Origin of the sequence: Erwinia sp. INIA01 (assembly GCF_025947915.1) — a bacterium.
In the GTDB taxonomy this organism is placed as follows: Bacteria; Pseudomonadota; Gammaproteobacteria; order Enterobacterales; family Enterobacteriaceae; genus Erwinia; species Erwinia coffeiphila.
In genome coordinates, this window is the sequence record NZ_JAPDNC010000034.1 from 1 (window position 1) to 5,338 (window position 5,338).

The 5,338-nt window shown below is 47.8% G+C and carries 5 protein-coding genes and 4 tRNA genes; 7 read left to right on the top strand and 2 right to left on the bottom strand.

The window, feature by feature from the left end:
- Positions 1 to 400 precede the first annotated feature (400 nt).
- Positions 401 to 1,438, top strand: coding sequence for a UDP-N-acetylmuramate dehydrogenase (gene murB, locus OMR58_RS25865; RefSeq protein ID WP_200563896.1), 1,038 nt, complete (start codon positions 401 to 403; stop codon positions 1,436 to 1,438).
- Positions 1,435 to 2,397, top strand: coding sequence for a bifunctional biotin--[acetyl-CoA-carboxylase] ligase/biotin operon repressor BirA (birA, locus tag OMR58_RS25870; RefSeq protein WP_200563894.1), 963 nt, complete (start codon positions 1,435 to 1,437; stop codon positions 2,395 to 2,397). The genes murB and birA overlap by 4 nt, the downstream gene beginning before the upstream one ends.
- An 80-nt stretch (positions 2,398 to 2,477) precedes the next feature.
- Here birA and coaA read toward each other — a convergent pair whose 3' ends face one another.
- Positions 2,478 to 3,428 (bottom strand): type I pantothenate kinase, encoded by a 951-nt coding sequence (coaA, locus tag OMR58_RS25875; protein WP_105595817.1) that lies wholly within the window; start codon positions 3,426 to 3,428, stop codon positions 2,478 to 2,480.
- A 202-nt stretch (positions 3,429 to 3,630) separates the two neighbouring features.
- Positions 3,631 to 4,179 carry a GNAT family N-acetyltransferase gene (locus tag OMR58_RS25880; RefSeq protein WP_264547327.1) on the bottom strand — a complete coding sequence of 183 codons (549 nt, stop codon included), beginning with the start codon at positions 4,177 to 4,179 and terminating at the stop codon, positions 3,631 to 3,633.
- Positions 4,180 to 4,560: 381 nt separating this feature from the next.
- Between OMR58_RS25880 and OMR58_RS25885 the strand changes: the two genes are divergently transcribed.
- From OMR58_RS25885 to OMR58_RS25905, 5 genes are all read left to right on the top strand, one after another.
- Positions 4,561 to 4,636, top strand: a tRNA-Thr gene (locus OMR58_RS25885).
- A gap of 12 nt (positions 4,637 to 4,648) precedes the next feature.
- Positions 4,649 to 4,733 (top strand) — tRNA-Tyr (locus OMR58_RS25890).
- A 212-nt stretch (positions 4,734 to 4,945) separates the two neighbouring features.
- Positions 4,946 to 5,020, top strand: a tRNA-Gly gene (locus tag OMR58_RS25895).
- A gap of 6 nt (positions 5,021 to 5,026) precedes the next feature.
- Positions 5,027 to 5,102 (top strand) — tRNA-Thr (locus OMR58_RS25900).
- Positions 5,103 to 5,216: 114 nt separating this feature from the next.
- Positions 5,217 to 5,338: GTP-binding protein (locus OMR58_RS25905; RefSeq protein WP_004957728.1), on the top strand; the 122-nt coding region annotated here is incomplete at its 3' end.

Genomic DNA, 5,338 nt, shown 5'->3' on the forward strand with positions numbered 1-5,338 from the left:
GCGCCGATGGTAGTGTGGGGCCTCCCCATGCGAGAGTAGGGAACTGCCAGGCATCAAATAAAGCAGAAGGCCATCCTTACGGATGGCCTTTTTGCGTTTACGCCGTTCAGAATCCCGCCTGAAGTGACCCTTTTATAATCCAGTGGTCTACGTTCTCTGTAATGCTATCCAGCTCTTGCCTCTGTTCATCCTGTAATGAATGATTACATGGGCTTTTAAAGCATCTACATTCCTCTCTCGCTTAAAAATCATGCACAAGAAGTCATGAATTTTGTAAAAAAATATGTTTTCATTTTGGTTGCCAGCGTATGTTTGAATAGTGGTCGCCCCCAGAAAATCCTAAACCCACCTCCTGTCGATCGGTTACACTACAGTTAGTTAAATTCGTAAAGGCTGTCATATGTCCCGCCAGAAAAATTCTCTGAAACCCTGGAATACATTTTCTCTTGAAGCAGCAGCAGCTGTTATTACGGTTGCTGAAAATGCAGAACAGTTATGCCAGTCCTGGCAGTTAAGCCAATGGAAAAAAGAGCCCACGTTATTACTCGGAGAAGGCAGTAATGTGCTGTTTATTGAGAATTTCTCTGGCCAGGTGATTATTAATCGGCTTAAAGGTATAGAGATCCAGGAGCAAAATGACGCATGGCTGCTGCATATAGGCGCTGGAGAAAACTGGCATCAGCTGGTTGAGATGATGCTTGATAAGGGCCTGCCTGGATTAGAAAATCTGGCGTTAATTCCCGGCTGTGCAGGATCGGCACCGATCCAAAATATTGGGGCCTATGGTGTCGAATTTGAACAGCTTTGTGCGTATGTTGACGTCATAAACCTGGCCAATGGCCACATCTTAAGGCTAACGGCTGCACAGTGTCAGTTTGGTTACAGAGACAGCATTTTTAAGCATCAGTACCGCGATGGTTTTGCCATTGTTGCTGTTGGGTTGCTCCTGCCAAAGGTCTGGAAACCGGTACTGAGCTACGGTGACCTGCGAGACCTGGACCCAAAGACGGTCACTCCACGTCAGGTTTTTGACTCGGTATGCCATATGCGCCGCAGTAAGTTACCTGACCCTAAAGTGACAGGAAATGCGGGTAGCTTCTTTAAAAACCCATTAGTCAGTTCAAAGGTTGCTGCTGAGTTACAGCAACACTACCCAGCTATACCGCTCTATCCGCAGGTAAGCGGCGAGGTGAAGCTGGCTGCTGGCTGGCTAATCGATCAATGTGAACTCAAAGGATTCCGTCAGGGAGGGGCTGCTGTACATGAAAAGCAGGCTCTGGTGCTGATAAATTGTGAGGATGCGACAGGGAAAGACATCATCGAACTGGCCCGTATCGTACGCCAGCGGGTAGCGTCTAAATTTAATGTCTGGCTTGAGCCTGAAGTCCGGTTTATTGCCAGTAGTGGCGAGATAAATGCAGTGGAGGCACTCGCATGAAAGATAATACCGTACCTTTGAAGCTGGTTTCTATCCTCGCTAACGGCGAGTTTCACTCCGGCGAGCAGCTCGGGGAACAGTTGGGGATGAGTCGTGCTGCCATCAATAAACATATCCAGACGCTGAAAGAATGGGGTATTGATGTTTTCACCGTCACGGGCAAAGGTTACAGCCTGTCTTCTTCGATGCAATTACTCAACGAAGACGAAATTAATGCCCAGTTAGATAACGGACGCCTGGCCGTCATTCCGGTTATTGACTCCACCAACCAATATTTATTGGATCGTATGGACCGTCTGCAGTCAGGAGACGCCTGTGTTGCCGAGTACCAACAGGCAGGCAGGGGCCGGCGAGGTAGGCAGTGGATCTCACCTTTCGGTGTGAATCTCTACTTATCCATGTACTGGCGTCTTGAACAGGGGCCTGCAGCCGCCATGGGCCTTAGCCTGGTCATTGGTATCGTATTGGCCGAAGCCCTACAGGAACTCGGCGCTGCTAATGTTCGTGTCAAATGGCCAAATGATATTTATCTCGAAGATCGTAAACTTGCGGGCATTTTGGTCGAACTTACAGGTAAAACAGGCGATGCAGCGCAAATCGTGATCGGTGCCGGGATTAATCTGGGGATGCGCGCACCGGCCGCAGAAGCGATAAATCAGGGATGGATAAATCTGCAGGAGGCGGGAGTCACCGTCAATCGAAACGCTTTATCTGCAAGAATTGTCAATAAGTTGCGTTCTGCGCTTGCTCAGTTTGAGCAAGATGGCTTGACGCCATTTGTGGGGCGCTGGGCCAGACTGGATAACTTTATCGATCGGCCGGTTAAATTACTGATTGGCGACCGGGAAATATTCGGTATTGCGCGAGGTATCGATCAGCAGGGTGGGCTCATTCTTGAACAGGATGGTGTCAAAAAATCTTGGGTTGGCGGTGAGATTTCATTGAGACCACAACATTAAAAACAACCACGTCTCTGAATCATTCTTTAGCAAATCATTGAGCGTTTAATGGATAAAAAGGGGCATTAACTGCCCCTTTTTTACTTTCTTAATCTTACCAAATCGACCGCATGGCCAAAGCTTTTGGTCATAATCAGGCTGGCACGTTCACGAGTCGGTAATATATTTTCTTTTAAATTTAAGTGATTAATTTCTTTCCATAACTGTGTGGCGATACCTACCGCTTCTTCCTCGGGAAGTTGCGAATAATGATGGAAATAAGAGTCCGGGTCGCTAAATGCACCCTGGCGGAATTTCAGGAAACGATTGATGTACCAGTGTTCCAATAAATCCTCAGGTGCATCGACATAAATAGAGAAATCAACAAAGTCAGACACAAAGACATGATGAGGGTCGTGCGGATAATCCATCCCACTTTGCAGTACATTCAGCCCTTCCAGAATAAGAATATCGGGCTGCTGCACGATCTTATCGCCGTCCGGGATGACATCATAAATAAGATGGGAGTAGACCGGAGCGGTTACCTGCGCAGCACCAGATTTTAATTCTGAAACAAAATTAACCAGCCTGTGCATATCGTAAGAAAGAGGGAAACCCTTCTTCTTCATCAGGTCCCGTTCTTTAAGGACTGCATTAGGATGTAAGAATCCATCAGTGGTGATCAATTCCACTTTACGGTGCTCAGGCCAGCGGCTGAGAAGCGCCTGTAACACGCGAGCTGTGGTACTTTTACCAACTGCAACGCTGCCTGCAATACTAATAATATAGGGAACTTTCTGTCCTTTTGTACCCAAAAACTTCTCAAGAACTGCCTGACGCCCCAAATTGGAACTGATATAAAAATTCAGCAGTCGAGAGAGCGGCAGGTAGATCTCGGCAACTTCTTCTATGGAGAGATCTTCGTTAATCCCTTTTAACTGGGCAATTTCATCCTCTGACAGGGTCATTGGCACGGAATCGCGCAGCGCAGCCCACTGAGTACGGTTGAATTGCAAATAGGGCGTAGTTAACAATGAATCTTTTTTGCTCATATACATGCTTCTGCCAGCAATCGTTTATCCTTCAGTGTGTTAGCCATATTATTTCAACGAGAAATACTCGGAGACAGGCTTTAGTACTGAGGGCTAAATCAGAACACAATGGGCAGGAGGTTAACATCAGAAGGGCAGCAATAAGAAGGAAAAAAGATGTACAGCGGGTGCAAACGCAAGCTCACCCGCATAAATGATAACTTTAACTGGCAATCGGACGCACAACCTGATTAACCCGAAACAGGCGTTTGTAATAAATCACAGCTGGGCAGTAATAGCCTTCAGCTAAGCAGGCATAATCTGGAAGCTCGCCCAGACAACTGTAGCCCTGGGAGCGATAAAATGCCTCTGCGGGGGTACCCGCCAACGTATCGAGATAAAGCAGGCCGCGCTGACGATGTATTGCTTCCTGTTCCAGCACCGCGAGGAGCCGTTTTCCTGCACCTTTGCGCCTGGCCCTGCTATGAACCAGCAGCTGCTGGACTTCCGCGCGATTACGGCCATCCGGGCGTGCGCATATTTCCAATTGTATGCATGCCACAACACCGTTCTGGTCGCAGGCCACCCAGAGCAGTCTTTCTCCCTTTGCTAATCCATCACGCAGGCTATGGAAGTAGCTGGCCGCCTCTTCACGATTTTGGATGGGCTGATAGTCAGTCAGAGCATTGTGAGCAACAGCATCCATTAACAATTCGGCTAACTGACTGCGATAAACCGGCAGGGTGGCGGCAGTGAGCATCATTATTTTCATGCGAGTCCTCCTCTGGGGTATAGGTCTGGTTAGTTCATTAAAGATAAGCAAAATATGTTCCAGCCTGCAGATAGCGAATTCAGGCGCATCCCATCGAACCAGTAACAGTAAGATTGCACACAAAATGTGCGGATGCGGCATGCTGGTGCATTCAGTGAGAAAAAATCGTCGGTAATTTTAAAAAAGAAGCACTGAAATATTCTGTTAGTGGGCCATGCGAATGGAGCAAAAAACAGAACCTCTTGCTGCTTAATTGAACTGATTTATTGTATTTAACGGCCAATTTGCGAGGTTTTGCACAAATAGTGAGCATAAGAACATTTATCGCAATATTTTTGTTGCATCATGCGCCGGGTCTTCCTAGAATGCGCACCACTTGATGCCGGCTTAGCTCAGTTGGTAGAGCAACTGACTTGTAATCAGTAGGTCACCAGTTCGATTCCGGTAGCCGGCACCATCAAGTACCCCAGGTGGGGTTCCCGAGCGGCCAAAGGGAGCAGACTGTAAATCTGCCGTCATCGACTTCGAAGGTTCGAATCCTTCCCCCACCACCATTTCGATTCTCAGTTTTGAGTCGAAAGCAGAAAGACAAGAAATCGTCTATCTGCAACGATGGCTACTCTCTAGGAGTATGTTCATCAAGATTTCCGACTGAGCTCAAGCGCAGTCAAAGTTAGCAGGCAAATGCTTGTTGACTCGAGTAGCAGGAAAGCTTTTTCCTGTTGTTCACAAGCTACAGACAGAACAGGTAGCCGAGTTCCAGGATGCGGGCATCGTATAATGGCTATTACCTCAGCCTTCCAAGCTGATGATGCGGGTTCGATTCCCGCTGCCCGCTCCAAGCCGTGCTGATATGGCTCAGTTGGTAGAGCGCACCCTTGGTAAGGGTGAGGTCCCCAGTTCGACTCTGGGTATCAGCACCACTTTCAAAATCTCCCTCCCTGCTTCTTCTCTGTGCATTAAAATTCAACGATTCAGGCAATGCCTGGTTGATGTGGTGATATCACCGATTAATCCGTGTCTTAGAGGGACAAGCGATGTCTAAAGAAAAATTTGAACGTTCCAAACCGCACGTCAACGTTGGTACTATCGGCCACGTTGACCACGGTAAAACTACCCTGACTGCTGCTATCACCACCGTTCTGGCTAAAACCTACGG

Coding starts and splice junctions, on each gene's coding strand:
- murB (WP_200563896.1), top strand. CDS start 401: ATGTCCCGCCAGAAAAATTCTCTGAAACCCTGGAATACATTTTCTCTT.
- birA (WP_200563894.1), top strand. CDS start 1,435: ATGAAAGATAATACCGTACCTTTGAAGCTGGTTTCTATCCTCGCTAAC.
- coaA (WP_105595817.1), bottom strand. CDS start 3,428: ATGAGCAAAAAAGATTCATTGTTAACTACGCCCTATTTGCAATTCAAC.
- OMR58_RS25880 (WP_264547327.1), bottom strand. CDS start 4,179: ATGAAAATAATGATGCTCACTGCCGCCACCCTGCCGGTTTATCGCAGT.